The sequence below is a fragment of the Plantibacter sp. ME-Dv--P-122b genome (assembly GCF_030209375.1).
In the GTDB taxonomy this organism is placed as follows: Bacteria; Actinomycetota; Actinomycetes; order Actinomycetales; family Microbacteriaceae; genus Plantibacter.
On record NZ_JARVSC010000003.1, the window covers coordinates 806,708 to 827,239 of the forward strand.

Below are 20,532 nucleotides of genomic sequence, written 5' to 3' on the forward strand. Positions count from 1 at the left end.
AGAGGCAGCTCAGGGACCGGGGCTACTGGGTGCTGAACGCCGCGTCGAACGACTGCTCGGGCAGCTTCCAGAGCAGGTTCCGGATGTACCCGACGGCCTCCTCGGCACCGTGCAGGCGGTCCATGCCCGCGTCCTCCCACTCGATGGAGATCGGACCGGCGTAGCCGATGCTCGACAGGGCACGGAACGCGTCCTCCCACGGCACGTCGCCGTGACCGGTCGACACGAAGTCCCAACCGCGTCGCGGGTCGCCCCAGGGCAGGTGCGAGCCGACGATGCCGGCGTGACCGGTGGCCGGCCGGATCCGCGTGTCCTTGCAGTCGACGTGGTAGATCCGGTTCGCGAACTCGACGATGAACCCGACCGGGTCGACGCCCTGCCACATCATGTGCGACGGGTCCCAGTTGAAGCCGAACGCCGGGCGGTGGTCGATCGCCTCGAGGGTGCGGACACTCGTCCAGTAGTCGTAGGCGATCTCGGACGGGTGCACCTCGTGTGCGAAGCGGACACCTTCGGCGTCGAAGACGTCGAGGATCGGGTTCCAACGGGTCGCGAAGTCCTCGTACCCGGCGTCGATGACGGCGGCCGGCACCGGTGGGAACATCGCGGAGTACTGCCAGATCTTCGACCCCGTGAAGCCGACGACCGTGTCGACGCCCAGCTTGCGCGCGACCCTCGCGGACCGCTTCATGTCCTCGGCCGCCCGCTGCCGCACCCCCTCCGCGTCGCCGTCGCCCCAGGTGTAGTCACGCACGATCGCCTGGTGGCGGAAGTCGATCGGGTCGTCGCACACGGCCTGGCCGGTGAGGTGGTTCGAGATCGCGAAGACCTCGAGGCCGTGCCGGTCGAGGATGTCGAGGCGGGACCGCAGGTAGGCGTCGTCCTCATCCGCGCGCTTGAGGTCGAGGTGGTCGCCCGAGGCCGCGATCTCGAGGCCGTCGTAGCCCCAGGAGGCGGCGAGGCGGGCGACCTCTTCGAAGGGGAGGTCCGCCCACTGTCCGGTGAACAGGGTCACCGGGAGGCGGCTGGCGTAGGTCTTGTCGGTGGTGTCGGTCATGCGGTGATCCTCGTCTCGTCGTCGGTGGAGGTGGTGATCGCTTCCCAGCGGCCGGTGTCGGCCGCGTCCAGAACGGCCTCGGTGATCCGCGCGGTGCGGAGTCCGTCGGCGAAGACGGGCAGGCCGTCCGGCGACTGCCCGGCCATCGCCGCGTAGCTGTCAGCCACGAACGCATTGAAGGCGTCCTGGTAGCCCATCGGATGCCCGGAGGGGACGATGGACAGCCGAGCGGCGTCGGGGTGCAGCTGGTCGGCGTCGCGAGGCAACACCTGCGTGCCCGACCGACGGCCGAGCCACAGCGTCTCGGGCGCTTCCTGATCGAAGCCGATGCTGAGCTCCGTACCCGCGATCTCGAGGTGCAGTCGGTTCTTCCGACCCGGTGCCACCTGGGAGACGAGCAGCGTGCCGATCGCGCCGCCCTCGAGCCGGATGACGACCGCCGCAGCGTCCTCGGTCGTGACCTCCGGGGTGTTCGCGCGTTCGGCGAAGAAGGTGCGGACCGTCGAACTCAGCTCGGTGATGCGCGCGCCCGTGATGAACTCCAGGAGGTCGACGAGGTGCGAACCGATGTCGGCGAAAGCGCGAGAACGGCCACCGGCCGCCGAGTCGACCCGCCAGTTGTCGTCGGCCTGCGCGAGCAACCAGTCCTGGAGGTACGACCCGCTGATCGTGAGCAGGGTCCCGAGGTCACCCGCGGCGACGCGCGCCCGGGCCTCCCGGACGAGCGGGTGGAAGCGGTACACGAACGGCACCGTGCCGACGACACCGGCCTCCGCGGCGGTGGTGACGAGACGCTCGGCGGTCGCGGCGTCGGTCGCGAGGGGTTTCTCACAGACGACGTGCTTGCCGGCCGCGATGGCCGCGAGGGCCTGCTCGGCGTGGAGCGCGTTCGGCGTGCAGACATGCACCACGTCTACCGAGGGGTCGGCCAGCAGCTCGTCGAGCGAGCCGTACCCGCGCTCGAAACCGAGGTTCGCGGCGACCTCCTGCGAGCGTTCGGGCGTCGAGGCGACGACGCCGACCAGCCGGGCACCCGCAGCGCGGGCCGCCCGGCTGTGGACGGTGGCCATGAAGCCACCGCCCACCACGGCGATACCGGGACCGGCCACGGTCATGCCCCGAAGGTGCCGTCCGCCGGCGTCCACGACTCGGGCAGCGCGGGCGCGAGCTCCACGGTGCTGACGACGTCGACCGAGGTGCGGCTGAGACCCGACTCGGCCGTCGAGACCATGACGTCGAGCACGTGGTACGCGAGCTCGCCCGACGCCCGCTCGGGACGACCGGCGCGGATCGCCTGGGCGAGCTCGACCACCCCGGTTCCGCGGCCCTGCGTCGGGCCGGTCGACGGGATCGACTCGGGCTCCTCGCCACCGCCGTAGACGAGCAGGTCGCCCTCGAAGGTGTTCGGGTCGGGGACGACGAGCGTGCCGGTCGAGCCGGCGACCTCGAACTGCGTGCGGCCGAGCTTGGAGTCGAAGCTGAAGACGCTCTGCGCGAGCTGGCCGCTCTCGAACTCGAAGAGGGCGCTCACGTGGGTCGGCACCGTCACGTCGAACGACTGACCGGCGCGCGGGCCGGATCCGATCGTCCGCTGGGGGAAGGCCTGCGAGGCCAGGGCCGTGACCCGGGCGACCGGCCCGAACAGCTGCACGAGCGCCGTGATGTAGTACGGGCCGATGTCGAAGAGCGGGCCGGCACCATCCTGGAACAGGAAGTCGGGGTTCGGGTGCCACGACTCCGGGCCGGGGCTCTGCATGAGGGTCAGCGCGGTGAGGGGCTGGCCGATGCCGCCGGCCTCGACGAGGCGGCGGGCGGACTGGATGCCGGCGCCGAGGAAGGTGTCCGGTGCCGTGGCGACGCGGAGCCCCTTCTCTTTCGCGGCGGCGAGCAGGGCCTGCCCGCTCTCGCGGTCGAGCGCGAAGGGCTTCTCGCTCCACACGTGCTTGCCGGCGTCGAGGATCTGCATGGCGACCTCGACGTGGACCTTCGGGATGGTCAGGTTGACGACGATCTCGATCTCGGGGTCGGCCAGGAGCTCGGCGACCGAACCGTGGCCGGGCACCCCGTACTTCTCGGCCTGCGTCTTCGCCCGCTCGAGGTCGAGGTCCGCGACGAACCGGACGTCGAGGTCGGGGAAGGTGACCAGGTTGCTGAGGTACTGGTCGCTGATGACGCCGGCGCCGATGAGGCCGACACCGACCGTTCCGGTGCTGTTGCTCATGCCTGGACTCCGTTCGTGGTGAGGTACGTGAAGCTCTGCTCGAGCCCCTGGAAGATGTCGCCGTCGAACGCGTCGAACTCGACGACGCGCAGGGCCTGCGGTGCCGCGGCGAGGATGTCGAGCACCGGGACGACCCCGGCACCCGCTGGCAGCTGCTTCAGCGTGTCGCGTGAGGCGTCGCCGTCCTTGACGTGGATGAAGCGCACGCGATCGCCGATCGCGGCGAGGACGTCGACCGCGCGGCGTCCGCCGACCTCGACCCAGTAGGTGTCGACCTCGAACACGACGGCCGGGTCGGTGAGTGCGGCGAGGTGCTCGAGCGGGCTGGTGCCCGCGACGTCACCCTCGAGCTCCCACCAGTGGTTGTGGTAGCCCACCTGGACCCCGTGACCGGCGGCGACCGCTGCCGCGGCGTTCAGCTCGTCGGCGATCGACGCGACCGTCTCGGCCGTGGCGAAGCGCTCCTCGGCGATGGCGGGATCGATGAGGACCTGCACGCCCTGCTCGGCCGCCGCGCCGAAGGCCGCCGACAGGTCGATGTCGTCGGCGATGACCTTGCCGTGCGCGCTCGGGGTGGCGAGGCCTGCATCGTGGATGTCCTGGAGGCTGACGCCGGGACCGAAGCCGAACGGCTCGGCCTGGCGGAAACCGATCTCGGTCAGGCGCTGCAGCGCTGCGGCGCGATCCGCGGTGAGCGGCTCCCGTACCGAGTAGAGCTGGACAGAGAGTTGGGAAGTCGACACGATGCTCCTCAATGATGATGGTGTCAGGCAGCCGCTGCTGCGAGATCCAGGCTAACCACACTTCTGTCGGTGGTCAAACAAAAGTCTCCCACCGGTCGCCGCTCCCCCGGCGACCAATACCGCAGGAGTCGGAAGCGTGGGGGACAATGGTCAGGTGAACCCCGCACTGCTCTCCCGGATCGTCGCTGACTCCAGCGACCGCATCTCGTGGCTGCGGGCTCGTTCGCGCGGGATCACCGCGACCGACGTCGCGACGCTCTCGACGCCGGCCTCGATCCAGCGGGCGGCCGACGCGAAGCTCGGCGGGACGGGTTTCTCCGGCAACGCCTTCACCGACCACGGGCGCGCCCGCGAACCGGAGATCGCCCGATGGGTCGCCGCGACCCACGGCATCAACCCCTCGTCGGCACTCTTCCGAGCCGAGGTCGAACACCGCCATCTGGCCACCCCCGACGGCATCGCCGTGACCGAACGCGGTGCGGTCGTCCTCGCCGAGATCAAGACCACGAAGAAGTCCTGGCGCTCGATCCCCCGCAACTACCTGCGCCAGGTCTGGTGGCAGCAGTACGTGATCGGCGCGGAGCGGACGCTCGTCGTCTGGGAGGAGCACAAGGACTTCGTCCCCGTCGACGACGAGCCGCTCTGTCGGTGGGTCGAGCGCGACGACGCCGAGATCGCGAAGCTGGTCGGGCTCGCGAACGCGCTCATCGACGAGCTGTACCACCGCACCAATCCCGCCGCTCGGCGCCCGGTCCTCCCGGAGCCCGCGCCGGTCGCACAGCCGCTCCAGGAATCCCAGCTGAGCCTCGACTTCTGACGGTAAGTCGACAGAAGTCGACCGGGATGGTTGACTGTCGCCATGACCGAGCCGCAACGCCCCTCCCCCGGAGCACCGGGCGCCGGCGACCTCTTCCAGCTCTTCCGCGGCGGTGAGGCACGCACGAAGTCGGAGTTGTGCGCCCTGACCGGCCTGGCCCGCTCCACCGTCTCCCTCCGGATCGACGCCCTCGTCGCCGCAGACCTGCTCCGCCCCGCCGGAGAAGCGGCCTCGTCAGGCGGTCGCCCGCCCGCCCGGATCGCGTTCAACCCGCTCGCGCGCGTCGTCGTCGCCGTCGACCTGGGGGCGACGCACGGGACGGTGGCCGTCACCGACCTGTCCGGAGCGATCCTCGCGACGAGTCGGTCGGAGCTGCAGATCGCCACAGGACCCGAGCCCGTCCTCGACTGGGTGGTCGAAGCGGCGTCGGCCCTGCTGGCCGCTCCGCAGACGTGGGCCACACCCCAGCCGGTCGCTCCCCCGGTCATCGGGATCGGCATCGGCCTCCCGGGGCCGGTCGAGCACTCCACCGGACGGCCGACGAACCCGCCGATCATGCCGGGATGGGACCGCTTCGACGTCCCCGCCTACATCCGCCGGACCATCGACGTCCCGGTCCTCGTCGACAACGACGTCAACGTCCTCGCGCTCGGCGAGCACGCGATCTCCTGGCCGCACACGGCCGACCTCGTCTATGTGAAGGTCTCCACGGGGATCGGTGCCGGGATCATCGCGGGAGGCGAACTGCAGCGCGGGGCACTCGGTGCTGCCGGCGACATCGGACACGTGCAGGTCCCCGTCGGTCGCGACTCCCCTCGCGCGGCGGACGACGAGCGCGACCTCGAGGCCATCGCGAGCGGACCGGCGATCGCCACCGAACTCCGCGCCCACGGGATCGACGCCGTCAGCAGTCGCGACGTCGCGGCACTCATCCGTGCGGGTGACCGGACGGCCATCGAGACCACCCGGCAAGCCGGCCGGGAGATCGGTGAGGTCCTCAGCGTCGTGGTGAACCTCCTGAACCCCTCCGTGATCGTGCTCGGCGGGACGATGACCCGGGCGGGCGAGCATCTCCTGACCGGCGTCCGCGAAGTGGTCTACCGTCGGTCGATGCCGCTCGCCACCGGGCACCTCGGCATCGTCACCTCGACGGCCGGCGAGGAGGCCGGGGTGTTGGGAGCGGCGATCATGGTGCTCCGCGAAGCCCTCTCAGCACCGGCGATCGATGCGATGACTCAGCCCCGGGCGCTCGACGCCGCATCGACCTGACGCGCGTCCTCGACCGCCGAACCAAGGCGTCCGACAACGTCCGTCCTCCCGACGGCGAGTACCTCCGCCAGGCCGTACCCGACGAGCCAGAACAGGGCGATGGTCATCGCCGCGAACTCCAACCAACTGCCGACCTGCTGCCCGATCTCGGCGAGCGAGAGCAGGCCACCCACCCCCGCGACCACCGCGACGGCGGACCCGGCGAACCAGGACAACCGCCGGACGGCGCGCAGCCGCGACCCGAGGGCCGACCCGATCATCGCCAGGCAGGCGAGCGCGAAGCCCAGCACCGCGAAGGAGATGTGCACCGCGTCCTGGAGCGTGAACAGGGGGTTCGACGGGATCGGGCACTCGTAGGTGCAGGTCACCCGCGAGGCCACGAGGAAGCACAGGCTCGACAGTCCCACGAGCAGCCAGGGCACGAGCAGCAGCCGCACTCGCGAGCGGCGCGGACCGGCCTCTCGGGACTGGCCCACTCGCTGCAGGGCGACGGCGATGCTGAGACCGCCGACCGCGACCATGAGCAGCGCGGTGTTGAAGACCGGAGCCGTCACCTCGCCGGTGGAGCCGAGCCCGCTCACATAGCTGTTCTTGCCGAGGCTGAGTCGTGCGCCCCAGATCATGATCGTGGCGACCACGACGAGCACGCCCCCGATGACCGCGAACCAGAGCGCGATGGAGCGGCGACGGCGCACCGCCGAGGATCGAAGGACCCGCTGGTCTGGTGTGGGCCCCGTCATCCGCGGATGAGCCTCGTCCGGCTCAACGCGATGACGGCGCAGCCCATGAGGCCGATGAACCCGGCGATGGCGATCATGTAGACGACGACGGCTCCCCAGCCGCCGGGCTGCGCCGGGTTGAGGAACGGGTACGGGTACCAGCCGACGATCGATCCGCGGATCATCGTGTAGACGGTCCACACGAGCGGGAACGCGATGATCGCCCACACCTGACGCCATTCCAGGCGCGACTTGCCGGGCGTCACGATCCAGACGAGCACCAGGTAGATCGGTGCGATGAGGTGCAGCACCTCGTTCGACCAGCCGAGGGTGTGTCCCTGGTCGAGGGCGATGCCGCGCAGCAAGAGGTTGTAGACCACGCCGGTGGTCGCCATGTACGTCACGACGCAGCCGAGGACCAGGTTGTACCAGGCGGGATCGCGTCGCAGCCGGAAGCAGAACCCGGCGCCGACCAACAGGACGATCGCACTCAGCGCGTTCGACAGGATCGTGAAGTAGCTGAAGAAGTTGACGAAGAAGTCGTCGGGCGCATCGCCGAAGGACAGGGTGTAGACGAACTGGCCGACGATGGCGGCGATGATCACCCCGGCCGCGATGATCCTGATGACTCCGAACAGTGCTCGCATTGCGACACTGTATCGGAAGCATGCGCCCGACGATCGGGCGACAGCCGGGCCGTCGTGTCCCCCGAAGAGAGGGAATCGTTTCCAGCCAATTGACACCCCCGTAACAGCGCCGACTCATTCGACGGCTTTGATGAGAGCAGAGCCGGACCACGCACCGGAGCGAGACTCGTCGCCGAGCCGACCTCCGCCGGGTGGAGCGTTCGGGGGATGAACGACGAAGGAGTACTCGATGCGTCAAGGAGTCGGACACTCCTGGTCACTGGTGACAACCGCGGACGCGGTGAAGCCGGCACCGGAGACCATGCGAGCCGCGGTGATCGACGCCGTCGGCAGCCCTGAGGTCCTCCGGATGGAGACCGTGCCGACACCGCGTCCGGTCATGGCGGAGTTCCTCGTGAAGGTCGTCGCGGCCGGCGTGAATCCGATCGACGCCAAGACCCGCTCAGGCCGAGGCGTCTCGTCGGCCATCACGGCGATGCCTGCCGTCCTCGGGTACGACTTCAGCGGCATCGTGGTCGAGTCGCCCTTCGCGGCCGCCGGCCTCCTGCCCGGCGACGAGGTCTACGGCATGACGAGCTTCCCGCGGACGGGCGGCAGCTACGCCGAGTACGTCACGGTGTCCTCGCTGAGCCTGACACGGAAGCCGACGACCCTGTCGCACGTCGAGGCAGCCGGGGTCCCCCTCGCCGCGCTGACCGCATGGGGCATGGTCGTCGACGTCGCGAAGGCGCACGAGGGGCAGCGCATCCTCATCCACGCCGGGAGTGGCGGCGTCGGACACTTCGCCGTGCAGTTCGCCACGTACTTCGGCGCGCGGGTGATCGCCACCGGCTCCGGTCGGAACGTCGGTTGGCTCCGCGAACTCGGCGCTCATCAGGCGGTCGACCATGAGCTGCACCGGTTCGAGGACGTCGTCGACCAGGTCGACGTGGTGATCGACCTCGTGGGCAACACCGTGGAGGACACGGGGTCGCGTTCCCTGCGGGTCCTGCGTCCCGGCGGGCTCGTCATCAACGCGCCGACCGGTTCCTGGCCGACGCTCGAGGAGGAGGCCCGGACCGCAGGTGTCCGTGCGACGCGGTTCACCGTGGCTCCCGACGGCGCGACACTCGACACCATCAGTCGGCTGCTCGAGTCCGGGGACGTCCGGGTGTTCGTCGACCAGGTGTTCGACCTGGACGCCGTCCGGCAGGCCCACGTGCTCCTCGAGGGCGGACACTCCCGGGGCAAGATCGTCCTCAAGGTCGCCGACGGCTAGGCACCCCGCCCTTCGACAAGCTCAGGGACCGGTAGGGGCCCAGGGACCGGTAGGGGCTCAGGGACCGGAGGACCGGTCACTGAGCCTGTCGAAGTGCGTCCCCGAAGACCTGCTCCATGACGAAGTCGTCGTGCCGTTCGGGTCCGACGAGGAACGTCTTCGTCCCCGCGACCGCGAAGCCGCTCTTGCCGTAGAACCGGATCGCCCTGGCGTTCTGCTGGTTCACCCCGAGCCACACCGACGTCACGCCTCGGGACCGCGCGTCGTCGAGAGTCGCCTCCATGAGCGTGCGCGCTCCGCCGGCACCGTGACTCGCGGGGAGCACGTAGAGCTTGCTGAGTTCCACCGTCGGGCGGTGCATGATCGCGGCGAGCACGTCGGGGTCGACCGGGTCTCCGAAGACGAGCATCGTGTAGCCGATGGCGGTGCCGTCATCGTCGTCGACCAGGAGCCGGAGCGAGCGTCCGGGGTCGGCCAGGTAGTCGGTGAACCGGTCGAGCGTGAAGTGCTCGGCGATGAACGCGTCGATGTGTTCCTGCGCGGTGCCGGGTGGGCAGGCGAGGGCGAAGGTCGCTGCGGCGAGCGTTGCGAGGGCGGCGGCGTCATCGACCGTGGCGGGGCGGGTGGAGACCATCCCTGCATCGTACGACGCCACCCCGCTGAACGACGAAGGCCCGGTCGCGTGACGCGACCGGGCCTTCGTGCTGGTGAGACTAGATGGAGTTGACGTCCAGCGGGATGCCGGGGCCGAACGTGGTCGACACGGCGCCCTTCTGGATGTAGCGACCCTTCGAGGACGACGGCTTGAGGCGGAGGATCTCCTCGAGCGCGGCGTTGATGTTCTCCTCGAGCTGCGAGGCGTCGAACGAGGCCTTGCCGACGACGAAGTGCACGTTGGAGTGCTTGTCGACGCGGAACTCGATCTTGCCGCCCTTGATGTCGGACACGGCCTTGGCCACGTCCGGCGTCACGGTGCCGGTCTTGGGGTTCGGCATGAGGCCGCGGGGACCGAGGACCTTACCGAGACGACCGACCTTGCCCATGAGCTCCGGGGTGGAGACCGCGGAGTCGAACGAGGTGTAGCCCTCGGCGACCTTCGCGATGAGCTCGTCGCCGCCGACCTCGTCAGCACCGGCCGCGATCGCGGCCTCTGCTGCCGGGCCCGTCGCGAAGACGATGACACGGGCGGTCTTACCCGTGCCGTGCGGGAGGATGACCGTGCCGCGGACCATCTGGTCCGCCTTGCGCGGGTCGACACCGAGCTTGAGGGCGACCTCGACGGTGCTGTTGAACTTGGCGGAACCGGTCTCCTTGGCGAGGGCGACCGCCTCGTTCGGGGAGTAGTACTTGTCAGCCTCGATCTTCTCGGCTGCGGCCCGGTAGGCCTTCGACTTCTGTGCCATGTGCGTTCTCCTATGAGAAATGTGGTCATCTGCGCCTGGCCGGCGCTGCCACGAGTGAAAAAGTGAGACGTGCGCGGTTCCGCCTGATGGCGTCCCCGAAGCTGGTCGGGAGGGTTAGCCCTCGACCGTGATGCCCATGGAGCGGGCGGTGCCGGCGATGATCTTCGCGGCTGCGTCGATGTCGTTCGAGTTCAGGTCGGGAGCCTTCTGCTCGGCGATCTGACGGACCTGCTCCTTGGTGAGCTTCGCGACCTTGACGGTGTGCGGGGTGCCGGAGCCCTTGGCGACGCCGGCGGCCTTCTTGATGAGCTCCGCTGCGGGCGGGGTCTTCAGGATGAAGGTGAACGAACGGTCCTCGTAGACGGTGATCTCGACGGGGATGACGTTGCCGCGCTGCGACTCGGTGGCCGCGTTGTACGCCTTGCAGAACTCCATGATGTTGACGCCGTGCTGACCAAGGGCGGGGCCGATGGGGGGAGCAGGGTTTGCGGCGCCGGCCTGGATCTGCAGCTTGATGAGACCCGTGACCTTCTTCTTCGGTGCCATGTTTCTTCCTTCTTCTGGGGTTCGAGCGCCATCGGATGATGTGCGCTCTCCCGCGCGCCCGTCGGGCGGCGGTGGACTGTGGAGCCGTGCGGCTTAGAGCTTGGTGACCTGGTCGAAGCTGAGCTCGACCGGCGTCTCGCGCTCGAAGAGGGAGACGAGCACCGTGAGCTTGCCGCTCTCGGGCTTGATCTCGCTGATGGAGCCGGGCAGGCCCGCGAACGAGCCTTCCTTGATCGTGATGGTCTCGCCGATCTCGAAGTCGACCTCGGCGGGGATGACACGCTGCTGCGTGGCGCTGCCCTTGGTGCCGGAGCCCTTGACGGGTGCGGTCTCCTTGACCTCGACGAGCGACTTCAACATGTTGAAGGACTCTTCGAAGCGGAGCGGCGTGGGGTTGTGCGCGTTGCCGACGAAGCCGGTGACGCCAGGCGTGTGGCGGACGACCGACCAGCTGTCCTCGTTGAGGTCCATGCGGACGAGCACGTAGCCGGGGATGCGGACGCGGGTGACCATCTTGCGCTGGCCGTTCTTGATCTCGACCACGTCTTCCATGGGGACCTCGACCTGGTAGATGTAGTCCGCGACCTCGAGCGTCGACTTGCGCTGCTCGATGTTGGCCTTCACCTTGCGCTCGAAACCGGCGTAGGAGTGGATGACGTACCACTTGCCGGGCAGGAAGCGGAGTTCCTTGCGGAACGCGTCGTAGGGGTCCTCCTCGGACTCCTCGGCGGGCTCGGCGTCGGTGTCCGTTGGGTCTGCCTCTTCTTCGGCGATGGCCTCTGCTGCGGCTTCGACCTCGGCGGCCTCATCGAGCTCGAGGGCGTCGTCGACGACGGCGTCGGCCTCGGGGTCGACGGCCTCGGCCATCGCGTCGAGCACGGCGTCGAGGTCGACCTCGGTGTCGCCGGTCTCCTCGACGTGGACGGCGTTGTGCTCAGCGGGGTCGACGGAGTGCTCGTCGGCCGAGAGCACGTTGCCCTCCTGGGCCTCGTCGTCCTCCGAGGACTGCTCGGCAGCGGTTGCCCAGTCGACGTCGTTCGAGTTTCGCTCAGACACTGATTTCCATTCCGTTTCTGTTGTGCGGACCGTGGGTGATCCCCGACCGCGGCGCCAGATGCTGGCGCGTGACGACTGCGTCGCCGTCTGTGATTGTGGAACCCGGGTGCCGGGCCGGAGCACCGGAACCTGAGCGTGACTAGCTCGCGGTACCGAACACCAACGTGACGACCCAGGCGAAGACGAAGTCGATGCCGTAGACGAGCGCCATCATGATGCAGACGAAGACGAGCACCACAGCCGTGTAGCTGAGGAGTTCCTTCCGCGTCGGCGTGACGACCTTCTTGAGTTCCGCGAAGACCTGCTTCAGGAACAGGACGATGCCCGAGAAGAAGCCGCGCCGTTCAGCACGGTCCGCCTTCGCCTTGACGACGACGTCCTCGCCGGGCGTGTCGGTACTCTTCGGGGCCACTCGTTACACCTTTCGTGTGCCGGTGCATACGCACCGACTCGCAGGGCGGACAGGACTTGAACCTGCAACCTGCGGTTTTGGAGACCGCTGCTCTACCAATTGAGCCACCGCCCTTCAGTGCTGACGCACCGGAGGGGTCGAAGCTACCCTGAGCTCCTGAGCGTTGCCTCACCACACGGGTGAAAACAGGCGCAGAAAATCATGGCAGATTTCAACTACCTCCATCCAGTGTACGGCACGGTCGCCCGGCTGTAAAACCAGGGGCGGGACGCCCCCGCGACCACGCAGCATCCCCTGCCCCCACGGCCCTCGCTCGCGTAGGGTTGCTCCTTCGAACGCACGACGACTCGACCCAGGGGGACCGATGAGCAGCGCAGACGAACACGCCGCGACCGCGAAGGCGGCCGAGACGCACCGCGAGGACGGTCGCCGGATCCCGGCCCGGTTCGCGGACGACAGCCCGCTCCCGGGCGCCGGCCCGGTCCAGGCGTTCCTGCGCTTCTGGAAGCGGTATCCGATCTTCACCGGGCGGGCCAGCCGGAGCGAGTTCTGGTGGTGGGTGGTCGTCCACGCCGTCATCGTCACCGTGCTCCTGGTGATCGGACGCGGTGTCGACGTCGCGACCGGCGTCACGGCAGGGTTCTGGGAGGGTCAGATCACCGAAGGCCCCGCATGGGGTGCCCAGAGCATCCTGTCGGGTGCCTGGGGCCTCGCGACGATCATCCCGGGGCTGTCGCTGAACGCGCGCCGCATGCACGACACGGACCATAGCGGCTGGTGGCAGCTCATCAACCTGGTCCCGATCTTCGGGTGGTTCTTCTTCATCTGGCTCGCGGCCCAGCCGAGCGACCCGGGCGGCGCCCGCTACGACACGGGGCCGCACCGCGAGGCCGTGCAGATCAAGCCGGGCGGCGCTCCGCAGTGACCCGACGGTCCGGGAGGACCGTGTCGGCGATCGCGGCGAGGACGAGCACCGCCGTGCAGAGACACCCGAGGGCGAGTTCTCCGAGCTGCGGCACGAGGAGCGCGACGGCCGCGCAGCACGCGAGCAACGCGAGGCCGATGACCGGTGCGAGTGGAACGGCGCGATCGACCACGAACCGGAACAGCGACAGCCCGAGGAGGTAGAGGACCGGGCCGCCGATGATCACGACGCCCCCGGCGAGCTCGACGGCGGCGGCCGGTCGGTCGAGGATCTCCTTGTCCCCCACCGAGACGAGCACGATCCCGGCGACGATCACGACGTGGGCGTAGCTGTACCCGTCACGGGCGATGCGTCCGAGACGTCCGGGCCCACGTCGTCCGGGGCGGGACCCGTCGCGGTCGGCGCGGTCGGCCTCCTCCTCGGCGGCCTCCACCGCTCGTCGTCCCGCCGCCTCCGTGCGGTGGAAGTACAACCACCACAGCGCCACCGCCGAGACGAAGGCGCTGAGCATCCCGACGACGGCGGCGGCCGACGTCTCGAGCTCCACGAACGCGAACCCGGTGACGAGCAGCGACTCGCCGATCGCGATGATGATGAAGAGCGACGCCCGCTCGGAGAGGTGCGCGCCGGAGAGCTCCCAGCTCTCGACCTCCGAGGCCCGCACACCCGGCAGTCGGAATCCGAGGGCCCCACCGCCGTACTCGATGGCGACGGCGCAGATCCAGAACGCCAGCTGCCAGTCGGCCGGCACCAGCGCGCCGGCGATCCAGAAGCAGGCGGCGAACACGGTCCAGACGAGGACGCGCGCGAAGCTCAGGGCCACGTCGCGGTCGTGCCGCCAGGTCGCCACCACCATGAACAGCGTCCGGACGAGTTGGAGCACGACGTAGGCGACGGCGAACGCCAGCGCACGGTCGGTGAACGACGCGGACACCGACACCGCCGCGACGAACGCCAACAGGCCGAAACCGATGAGCGCGAGTCGCACCGCGAGCCGTTCCGGGTCGAGCCAGTTCGTCACCCAGCTCGTGGACACCCAGGACCACCAGAGCGCCAGGATGAGGACGATCGACTCGAGCGCGGCGGTGACGCTCTGGTCGTCGGCGATGAGCTTGCTCAGCTGGGTGAGCGCGAAGACGAAGACGAGGTCGAAGAACAACTCGACGAACGTGACGCGCTCGGCACGTTCACCGGACTCCGGGCGGCGGAGATCGGAGACGAGGCCGAATCTGGGGGCGGACATCTTCGTATCCTGGCAGGCATTCGACGGATGTCGGGAGAACGGCCGATGAGGGATCCCGGTGCCGACGCCTCCCCCTCGGATTCGTCGACACCGGGTCGTGCTCGTCGCGAGCTGCGGGGACAGAGCCCGACGACCACACCATGAGCCTAACAAGAAGTATTCCAGATGCACAAGGTCCAGAAGCATCATCGGAATATCGACGGTCATCGGTGGGTTGCGTCCGGAGGCCGCGTCGTCCGCGTGCCGCACCCCCACGAAAGGCACCACCCGTATGGATCTCTTCGCCCCCGTCCGACTCGGCGACCTCGAACTCGCCAACCGCGTCGTCATGGCCCCGCTCACCCGCATGCGGTCCGGAGCCGACGGCGTCCCCGGCGACCTCGTCGCCGAGCACTACAGCCAGCGCGCAGGCCTCGGGCTCATCATCACGGAGGGCACCTACCCCAGCGCCGAGTCGCGCTCCTACCCGGGCCAGCCCGGCATCGTCACCCCCGAGCAGGTCGAGGGCTGGCGCGGCGTCGCGGAGGCCGTGCACGGAGCAGGCGGGCTCATCGTCATGCAGCTCATGAACGGTGGCCGCGTCTCGCACACCGACATCACGGGCACCGACCGCATCGTCGCGCCGAGCGCGATCGCCATCGCCGGCGAGGTCCGGACGCCCGCGGGTGCCCAGCCGTACCCCGTCCCGCACGCGCTGACCACCGAGGAGCTCGACACGGTCCGCGACGAGTTCGTCCAGGCAGCCCGCAACGCGATCGAGGCAGGTCTCGACGGCGTCGAGCTCCACGCCGCGAACGGCTACCTGCTGCACCAGTTCCTCTCCCCCGTCTCCAACGTGCGCGACGACCGTGCCGGAGGCAGCCCGGAGGCCCGTGCGTCCTACGTCGCCGAGATCGTCGGTGCCGTCGCCGAGGCGGTCGGTGCAGCGCGCGTCGGCATCCGCATCTCCCCCATGAACGGCGCCGGTGACACGGCGGAAACCGACGAGGCCGACGTCCGCGCGACCTACGAGGCGCTCCTCGACACCCTGGCACCGCTCGGCCTCGCCTACCTCAGCATCCTCCACGAGGACCCGGCCGGCGCGCTCGTGCAGGACCTCCGCGGTCACTTCGGCGGCAAGCTCATCGTCAACAGCGGCTTCGGCACCGTCACGACGCGCGACGAGGCGATCGCCCTCGTCGAGCACGCGCACGCCGACGCCGTCGCCGTCGGGCGGCTCGCCATCGCGAACCCCGACCTCGTCGAGCGCTGGGCGGGCGAACACGAGGAGAACACGCCGAACCCGGCCACCTTCTACGGTCCGGGCGCCGAGGGCTACACCGACTACCCGCGGCTCGCGAGCTGATCACGCTGAGGTGAGGCACCTCGTCGCTCGACGCACTGCGCAGCGACGAGGTGCCTCACCTCAGTCCGCCCGTGGCGCGTGCGACTCGAGGAACTCGTACACCTCGACGGAGTCGACCCCCGGGAACGACCCGGTCGGCAGCGCGGCCAGCAGACTCGTCGGCGTCCGCGCCGCCGGCCAGGCCTTCCCCTCCCACCGTTCGGCGAGCGCCGGCGACGCCCGACGGCAGCATCGCTCGTCGGGACAGTTCGACGTCGACCGATGCGGTGTCTCGCGTCCGCGGAACCACTTCACGTGCGCGAACGGGACGCCGACGCTGACCGAGTACTCGCCCTCCTTGGCCTTCTCGATCCGCGAGGTGCACCAGAAGGTGCCGGTGTCCATGTCGGTGTACTGATACCAGGGGCTGAAGCGGTCCTCGACGTCGAAGACGGTCCTGGCCGTCCAGTTGCGGCAGACGAGCGAGCCCTCCACGGCTCCGAGGACGTCGGAGGGGAACGTCACCCCGTCGTTCTCGTACGCCTTGATGATCGTCCCAGACTCGTGCACCTTCATGAAGTGCACCGGGAGTCCGAGGTGTCTCGTCGCGAGGTTCGTGAAGCGGTGGGCTGCGGTCTCGTACGACACCGCGAACGCGTCGCGCAGGTCCTCCATCGAGATGCGTCGGAGCTGTTTCGCCTCGCCGAGGACGCGCACGGCGTCGCGCTCGGGTAGCAGGATGGCCGCCGTCAGGTAGTTGGTCTCGACGCGCTGCCGCAGAAAGTCCGCGTAGTTTCTCGGTTCCTCGTGCCCGCACAGGTGACTGGCGAACGCCTGGAGGATGGGCGATCGCGAGTCTCGGGAGATCGAGGGTTCGGTCGGCAGGTAGATCCGACCGTTGCGTCGGTCGGTGACCGAACGCGTCGAGTGCGGCAGGTCGCCGACGTAGTGGAGTGAGAACCCGAGGTGCTGCGCCATCTCAGCGACCGTCTGGTGCGAGACCGGACCTCCGGTGTAGCCGACGGCGTCGAGCAGCCCCTTCGCGACGGCCTCGAGGTCGGGGAAGTGGTTGTCGGCCGCTCGCATGTCCGCCCGGAGGACCGCGTTGGCCCGGCGCGCCTCCTCCGGCGTCGCCGCACGCTCCCGGTGCAGGCGGGCGACCTCGTCGTGCAGCGCCAGCACGGTGCGGAGCGTCTCGTCCGCGGTCCCCTTCGAGACACGGATGGGCGCGATCCCGAGGGCGGAGAAGACCGGGCCGCGCTGGGCGCGTTCGACGGCGATCTCGAGAGCGGCCCGGTCGTTCGGCGGTTCGTCGCGGAGCAGCTCGTCGACGGTGGTGCCGAGCGCGGTGGCGATGACGCGGAGCATCGAGAGGCTCGGCTCCCGATGCCCGTTCTCGATCGCCGACGCCTGGGACGGTGCGCGGTCGATCGCCTGCGCGAGGTCGTCGAGGGTGAGGCCAGCGCGGGCGCGGGCGTCACGGATCCGACGACCGAGGACGAGGGCGTCCGCGTGCGGAGCAGGTCCGTCACCGGGGGTGGCGGAGGCGGGTGGAGCAGCGGCGGTGCTGGTCATGGTGATCATGCTCACACGCGCCGGTTGTTCCGGCAAACAGAAGGTCGGCCGTTCTTCTGTCCACGGATGACGGTCGTCGGGGTTGCGGCGAGCGCAGGATCGTTCCCACAGCACGACCCACCCACCGACCTCGACACCACAGGAGTCATCGTGAGCAGCGAAGCCACCCGACCGACCGACCACCGCACGCCCCTCCGCGCCGGCGACCAGACGCAGACGGCCGAGGAATTGCAGCGTGAGTGGGACACCGACCCGCGCTGGGACGGGGTCCGCCGCGACTACACCGCCGAGGACGTCGTCCGCCTGCGCGGCGGCGTCCGGGAGGAACCGACGCTCGCCCGCCGTGGGGCGGAGCGCCTGTGGAACCTCCTCCACACCGAGGAGTGGGTGCCCGCCCTCGGAGCCCTCACCGGCAACCAGGCGGTGCAGCAGGTCCGCGCCGGCCTGCAGGCGATCTACCTCTCCGGGTGGCAGGTCGCCGCCGACGCCAACCTCTCCGGCCAGACCTACCCCGATCAGAGCCTCTACCCGGCGAACTCCGTCCCGGCGGTCGTCAGGCGGATCAACAACGCGCTGCTCCGGGCCGAGCAGATCGACTTCGCCGAGCGCACCGTCGAGGAGGCCCCGGGACACGAGGCGATCGACTGGCTCGCGCCGATCGTCGCCGACGCCGAGGCGGGCTTCGGTGGGCCGCTCAACGCCTACGAACTCATGGCCGGCATGATCCAGGCCGGCGCCGCGGGCGTCCACTGGGAGGACCAGCTCGCGGCTGAGAAGAAGTGCGGCCACATGGGCGGCAAGGTGCTGGTGCCGACGAGCCAGCACATCCGGACCCTCAATGCGGCCCGGCTGGCGGCGGACGTCGCCGGTGTCCCGACCATCGTCATCGCCCGCACCGATGCGTTGGCCGCCACGCTCCTCACGAGCGACATCGACGAGCGCGATCTGCCGTTCCTGAACGGGAACCGGACCCCGGAGGGCTTCTACGAGGTGGAGAACGGCATCGGTCCGGTGTTGGCGCGCGGCCTCGCCTACGCGGAGTACGCCGACCTGCTCTGGGTCGAGTCCGCGGAACCCGACCTCGACCTCGCCCGGCGGTTCGCCGAGACCGTCCACGAGCGGTTCCCGGGCAAGCTGCTCGCCTACAACTGCTCGCCGTCGTTCAACTGGAAGTCGCACCTCGACGATGCGCAGATCGCGTCCTTCCAGCGCGAGCTCGCCGCCATGGGATACGCGTTCCAGTTCATCACCCTGGCCGGCTTCCACGCGTTGAACCACTCGATGTTCACCCTGGCGAGCGACTACAAGGAGCGGGCGATGAGCGCCTACGTCGACCTCCAGGAAGCCGAGTTCGCCGCAGAAGCCAGCGGCTACACCGCCACCAAGCACCAGCGGGAGGTCGGTACCGGCTACTTCGACCTGGTCGCGACCGCCCTCAACCCCGGCAGCGCCACCCTCGCCCTCGCCGGGTCGACGGAGGAACAACAGTTCCACTGATCCACACCAGCCCCGCCCTTCGACAAGCTCAGGGACCACTCGAAGGGCCCATCCGACGCACGACCATCCGAAACGGAGTCACCCCATGAACACCATGCTCGCTTCCCCGTCCACACCCACCACCGCGCCGGTGCCCACGCAACGCACCGGCCCTGCCATCGAGGTCGTCGGTCGACTCGGTGACCGGTACGACGAGATCCTCACCCCGGACGCCCTCGCCTTCCTCGCGGACCTCCACCAGCGGTTCGCGGGTGCGCGGCACGACCGCCTCGCCGAGCGCATGCGCCGACGCTTCGAGATCGGGAACGGCCGCGACCCTCGGTTCCGCGACGACACCGCGGCGATCCGGGAAGACGGCGCCTGGCGCGTCGCCGGCGCCGGGCCTGGTCTCGAAGACCGCCGGGTCGAGATCACCGGCCCCACCGACCCGAAGATGACGATCAACGCCCTCAACTCCGGCGCGAACGTCTGGCTCGCCGATCAGGAGGACGCGACGAGCCCGACGTGGGCCAACGTCATCGGTGGTCAGCTCTCGCTGCGCGACGCCGTCCGCGGCGAGCTGACGTTCACGAACGAGGCGGGGAAGGTGTACCGCGTGACTGCGACGGAGACGCCGACGATCGTCATGCGACCGCGCGGCTGGCACCTCGTGGAGAAGCACCTGCGGTTCATCGACCGTTCCGGGGCGGCGATGGCGGCCTCCGGGAGCCTCGTCGACTACGGCCTCTACGTCTTCCACAACGCCCGACCGCTCATCGACGCCGGCCGCGGGCCCTACTTCTACCTCCCGAAGTTGGAGTCGAGCGAGGAGGCGCAGCTCTGGGACGACGTCTTCACGTTCACCGAGGAGCGTCTGGGTCTCGACCACGGCACGATCCGTGCCACCGTGCTCATCGAGACGCTCCCGGCGGCGTTCGAGATGGACGAGATCCTGTACGCACTCCGCGACCACTGCGCCGGTCTCAACGCCGGCCGGTGGGACTACATCTTCTCGATCATCAAGAACTACCGGGGACGCGGTGCCCGGTTCGTCCTGCCCGACCGCAGCGAGGTGACGATGACGGTGCCGTTCATGCGGGCCTACACGGAGCTCCTCGTGCAGACGTGCCACCGCCGCGGCGCGCACGCGATCGGCGGGATGTCCGCATTCATCCCCAACCGGCGCGATCCGGAGGCGACGGCGCGCGCGATCGAGAAGGTCTCAGCCGACAAGCGTCGCGAGGCCGGCGACGGCTTCGACGGGACCTGGGTGGCGCACCCGGACCTCATCGACACCGCGAGGGCCGAGTTCGACGCGGTCCTCGGTGATCGTCCGAACCAGCTCGACCGCCTGCGGGAAGACGTGTCGGTGACACCGTCGCAGCTCCTCGACGTCCGGATCGGTCGCGCGGTCACGGATGCCGGTCTCCACGACAACGTGTCGATCGCCGTCCGCTACCTCGACTCCTGGCTGCGCGGGATCGGAGCTGCGGCCATCGACGGATTGATGGAGGACGCGGCGACGGCGGAGATCAGTCGGTCGCAGGTCTGGCAGTGGATCCACCAGGACGTCGCGACCGACGACGGCCGTCCGATCACCCGTGAGCGGGTCGAGGGCCTCCTCGACGACCTCCTCGCCTCGCTCCCCCGCACCGCGGACGACCGCTTCGATGACGCCGCCGAGCTGTTCCGCGAGGTCGCGCTCCGGGACGAGTTCCCGACGTTCCTCACCGTCCCGGCATACACGCGGTACCTCGTCGACCCCGCGTGAGGCACGAGGTGAGGCACCTCGTCGTTCCCCGCTGCACCGGGCGACGAGGTGCCTCACCTCGCTGCAGGTG

General features: G+C 69.4%; 20 protein-coding genes and 1 tRNA gene. 7 read left to right on the forward strand and 14 right to left on the reverse strand.

Going from position 1 to position 20,532, the window contains the following annotated elements; all coding sequences use genetic code 11:
* Positions 1-22 precede the first annotated feature (22 nt).
* From QRN19_RS08375 to QRN19_RS08390, 4 genes are read right to left on the reverse strand one after another with little or no spacing between them, the layout of a single operon-like run.
* On the reverse strand, positions 23-1,057 hold the full coding sequence (locus QRN19_RS08375; protein ID WP_285026305.1) for a sugar phosphate isomerase/epimerase family protein: 1,035 nt from the start codon (positions 1,055-1,057) through the stop codon (positions 23-25).
* On the reverse strand, positions 1,054-2,172 hold the full coding sequence (locus tag QRN19_RS08380; protein WP_285026306.1) for a Gfo/Idh/MocA family protein: 1,119 nt from the start codon (positions 2,170-2,172) through the stop codon (positions 1,054-1,056). The genes QRN19_RS08375 and QRN19_RS08380 overlap by 4 nt, the downstream gene beginning before the upstream one ends.
* The gene (locus tag QRN19_RS08385) at positions 2,169-3,278 is read right to left on the reverse strand and encodes a Gfo/Idh/MocA family protein (protein ID WP_285026307.1); all 1,110 of its coding nucleotides are present in this window, start codon (positions 3,276-3,278) and stop codon (positions 2,169-2,171) included. Before QRN19_RS08385 ends, QRN19_RS08380 begins: the two co-directional genes overlap by 4 nt.
* On the reverse strand, positions 3,275-4,021 hold the full coding sequence (locus QRN19_RS08390; protein ID WP_274500396.1) for a sugar phosphate isomerase/epimerase family protein: 747 nt from the start codon (positions 4,019-4,021) through the stop codon (positions 3,275-3,277). The genes QRN19_RS08385 and QRN19_RS08390 overlap by 4 nt, the downstream gene beginning before the upstream one ends.
* 154 nt (positions 4,022-4,175) lie before the next feature.
* On the opposite strand from QRN19_RS08390, the gene QRN19_RS08395 reads away from it, so the two are divergent.
* Together QRN19_RS08395 and QRN19_RS08400 are read left to right on the forward strand one after the other, a co-directional pair.
* Positions 4,176-4,838 (forward strand): YqaJ viral recombinase family protein, encoded by a 663-nt coding sequence (locus QRN19_RS08395; protein WP_285026309.1) that lies wholly within the window; start codon positions 4,176-4,178, stop codon positions 4,836-4,838.
* Between the two features lie 42 nt (positions 4,839-4,880).
* Positions 4,881-6,107 (forward strand): ROK family transcriptional regulator, encoded by a 1,227-nt coding sequence (locus tag QRN19_RS08400; RefSeq protein WP_285026310.1) that lies wholly within the window; start codon positions 4,881-4,883, stop codon positions 6,105-6,107.
* Here QRN19_RS08400 and QRN19_RS08405 read toward each other — a convergent pair.
* On the reverse strand, positions 6,074-6,802 hold the full coding sequence (locus QRN19_RS08405; RefSeq protein WP_285026311.1) for a DUF998 domain-containing protein: 729 nt from the start codon (positions 6,800-6,802) through the stop codon (positions 6,074-6,076). The genes QRN19_RS08400 and QRN19_RS08405 overlap by 34 nt on opposite strands.
* A 41-nt stretch (positions 6,803-6,843) precedes the next feature.
* Positions 6,844-7,473, reverse strand: a complete 630-nt coding sequence (locus tag QRN19_RS08410) for a Pr6Pr family membrane protein (protein WP_285026313.1) — start codon at positions 7,471-7,473, stop codon at positions 6,844-6,846.
* 229 nt (positions 7,474-7,702) lie between these two features.
* Here QRN19_RS08410 and QRN19_RS08415 point away from each other — a divergent pair, with 229 nt between their 5' ends.
* Positions 7,703-8,731, forward strand: a complete 1,029-nt coding sequence (locus QRN19_RS08415) for an NADP-dependent oxidoreductase (protein ID WP_502928082.1) — start codon at positions 7,703-7,705, stop codon at positions 8,729-8,731.
* A 76-nt stretch (positions 8,732-8,807) separates the two neighbouring features.
* On the opposite strand, the gene QRN19_RS08420 is transcribed toward QRN19_RS08415, so the two are convergent.
* From QRN19_RS08420 to QRN19_RS08445, 6 genes are all read right to left on the reverse strand, one after another.
* Complete coding sequence (locus QRN19_RS08420; protein ID WP_285026314.1) at positions 8,808-9,365, reverse strand: GNAT family N-acetyltransferase; 558 nt, start codon at positions 9,363-9,365, stop codon at positions 8,808-8,810.
* A gap of 79 nt (positions 9,366-9,444) precedes the next feature.
* Entirely contained in the window at positions 9,445-10,134 is a 690-nt protein-coding gene (rplA, locus tag QRN19_RS08425; RefSeq protein WP_285026315.1) for a 50S ribosomal protein L1, read from the reverse strand.
* A gap of 114 nt (positions 10,135-10,248) precedes the next feature.
* Complete coding sequence (rplK, locus tag QRN19_RS08430; protein ID WP_056014074.1) at positions 10,249-10,680, reverse strand: 50S ribosomal protein L11; 432 nt, start codon at positions 10,678-10,680, stop codon at positions 10,249-10,251.
* Between the two features lie 93 nt (positions 10,681-10,773).
* Complete coding sequence (gene nusG / locus QRN19_RS08435) at positions 10,774-11,736, reverse strand: transcription termination/antitermination protein NusG (RefSeq protein ID WP_285026317.1); 963 nt, start codon at positions 11,734-11,736, stop codon at positions 10,774-10,776.
* Positions 11,737-11,875: 139 nt separating this feature from the next.
* A complete protein-coding gene (gene secE, locus QRN19_RS08440) occupies positions 11,876-12,148 on the reverse strand; it encodes a preprotein translocase subunit SecE (RefSeq protein WP_079706702.1) in 273 nt (90 codons plus the stop codon).
* Positions 12,149-12,189: 41 nt separating this feature from the next.
* Positions 12,190-12,262 (reverse strand) — tRNA-Trp (locus QRN19_RS08445).
* Between the two features lie 250 nt (positions 12,263-12,512).
* On the opposite strand from QRN19_RS08445, the gene QRN19_RS08450 reads away from it, so the two are divergent.
* Complete coding sequence (locus QRN19_RS08450; RefSeq protein WP_285026318.1) at positions 12,513-13,073, forward strand: DUF805 domain-containing protein; 561 nt, start codon at positions 12,513-12,515, stop codon at positions 13,071-13,073.
* Here QRN19_RS08450 and QRN19_RS08455 read toward each other — a convergent pair.
* Positions 13,048-14,316, reverse strand: a complete 1,269-nt coding sequence (locus QRN19_RS08455; RefSeq protein ID WP_285026319.1) for a low temperature requirement protein A — start codon at positions 14,314-14,316, stop codon at positions 13,048-13,050. The genes QRN19_RS08450 and QRN19_RS08455 overlap by 26 nt on opposite strands.
* Before the next feature lie 271 nt (positions 14,317-14,587).
* Here QRN19_RS08455 and QRN19_RS08460 point away from each other — a divergent pair, with 271 nt between their 5' ends.
* Complete coding sequence (locus QRN19_RS08460) at positions 14,588-15,661, forward strand: alkene reductase (protein ID WP_285026320.1); 1,074 nt, start codon at positions 14,588-14,590, stop codon at positions 15,659-15,661.
* A gap of 60 nt (positions 15,662-15,721) precedes the next feature.
* Here the strand turns inward: QRN19_RS08460 and QRN19_RS08465 are convergent, their stop codons facing one another.
* Complete coding sequence (locus QRN19_RS08465; protein ID WP_285026321.1) at positions 15,722-17,215, reverse strand: XRE family transcriptional regulator; 1,494 nt, start codon at positions 17,213-17,215, stop codon at positions 15,722-15,724.
* Positions 17,216-17,365: 150 nt separating this feature from the next.
* Between QRN19_RS08465 and aceA the strand changes: the two genes are divergently transcribed.
* Both aceA and aceB read left to right on the forward strand, forming a co-directional pair.
* Positions 17,366-18,712, forward strand: a complete 1,347-nt coding sequence (gene aceA / locus QRN19_RS08470) for an isocitrate lyase (RefSeq protein ID WP_285026322.1) — start codon at positions 17,366-17,368, stop codon at positions 18,710-18,712.
* Between the two features lie 94 nt (positions 18,713-18,806).
* Positions 18,807-20,462: a malate synthase A gene (gene aceB, locus QRN19_RS08475; RefSeq protein ID WP_285026757.1), complete on the forward strand. Its 1,656-nt coding sequence runs from the start codon at positions 18,807-18,809 to the stop codon at positions 20,460-20,462.
* Positions 20,463-20,532: the final 70 nt, after the last annotated feature.

Excerpts from the sequence above, each read along its gene's own strand:
- QRN19_RS08465 (WP_285026321.1), bottom strand. The coding sequence starts at position 17,215 with ATGACCAGCACCGCCGCTGCTCCACCCGCCTCCGCCACCCCCGGTGAC.
- QRN19_RS08400 (WP_285026310.1), top strand. The coding sequence starts at position 4,881 with ATGACCGAGCCGCAACGCCCCTCCCCCGGAGCACCGGGCGCCGGCGAC.
- QRN19_RS08385 (WP_285026307.1), bottom strand. The coding sequence starts at position 3,278 with ATGAGCAACAGCACCGGAACGGTCGGTGTCGGCCTCATCGGCGCCGGC.
- QRN19_RS08450 (WP_285026318.1), top strand. The coding sequence starts at position 12,513 with ATGAGCAGCGCAGACGAACACGCCGCGACCGCGAAGGCGGCCGAGACG.
- rplA (WP_285026315.1), bottom strand. The coding sequence starts at position 10,134 with ATGGCACAGAAGTCGAAGGCCTACCGGGCCGCAGCCGAGAAGATCGAG.
- QRN19_RS08455 (WP_285026319.1), bottom strand. The coding sequence starts at position 14,316 with ATGTCCGCCCCCAGATTCGGCCTCGTCTCCGATCTCCGCCGCCCGGAG.
- QRN19_RS08460 (WP_285026320.1), top strand. The coding sequence starts at position 14,588 with ATGGATCTCTTCGCCCCCGTCCGACTCGGCGACCTCGAACTCGCCAAC.
- QRN19_RS08380 (WP_285026306.1), bottom strand. The coding sequence starts at position 2,172 with ATGACCGTGGCCGGTCCCGGTATCGCCGTGGTGGGCGGTGGCTTCATG.
- QRN19_RS08420 (WP_285026314.1), bottom strand. The coding sequence starts at position 9,365 with ATGGTCTCCACCCGCCCCGCCACGGTCGATGACGCCGCCGCCCTCGCA.
- QRN19_RS08415 (WP_502928082.1), top strand. The coding sequence starts at position 7,703 with ATGCGTCAAGGAGTCGGACACTCCTGGTCACTGGTGACAACCGCGGAC.
- QRN19_RS08410 (WP_285026313.1), bottom strand. The coding sequence starts at position 7,473 with ATGCGAGCACTGTTCGGAGTCATCAGGATCATCGCGGCCGGGGTGATC.
- QRN19_RS08375 (WP_285026305.1), bottom strand. The coding sequence starts at position 1,057 with ATGACCGACACCACCGACAAGACCTACGCCAGCCGCCTCCCGGTGACC.
- aceB (WP_285026757.1), top strand. The coding sequence starts at position 18,807 with ATGCTCGCTTCCCCGTCCACACCCACCACCGCGCCGGTGCCCACGCAA.
- rplK (WP_056014074.1), bottom strand. The coding sequence starts at position 10,680 with ATGGCACCGAAGAAGAAGGTCACGGGTCTCATCAAGCTGCAGATCCAG.